Source organism: Rahnella sp. PAMC25617 (assembly GCF_050606005.1).
GTDB classification, from domain to species: domain Bacteria; phylum Pseudomonadota; class Gammaproteobacteria; order Enterobacterales; family Enterobacteriaceae; genus Rahnella; species Rahnella variigena.
The window spans coordinates 1-255 of the sequence record NZ_JBOCUM010000145.1; the positions used below are offsets into that span (position 1 = coordinate 1).

Here is a 255-nt window from a genome sequence, read left to right on the forward strand (position 1 = left end):
GTCTACTTGATGATGCATTACTTGCTCATTTTCCCAATGGACATAATCTGTCCATTCAATTTCCAGCGCTGGGAGCTGCGGCGCTTCATCTGCAAGAAGCCCGTCATATGCCACTTCTAACTCCTGAATGAGCAGACTGAGCGACCATGCATCTGAAATGATATGGTGCTGCGCGCAAAGAAGATAAAATTCTTCATTGCCCATATCCACAATCGTCCACTGCGCAAGAGGCCCTCTTTCTAAATCATAAATGCG

Annotated in this window: 1 protein-coding gene; it reads right to left on the reverse strand. The window is 46.3% G+C overall.

Translation table 11 applies throughout. The features are described from left to right. Positions 1-255 (reverse strand): condensation domain-containing protein (locus ACM615_RS24050; RefSeq protein WP_431012654.1); only part of this gene is annotated, 255 nt, incomplete at both ends.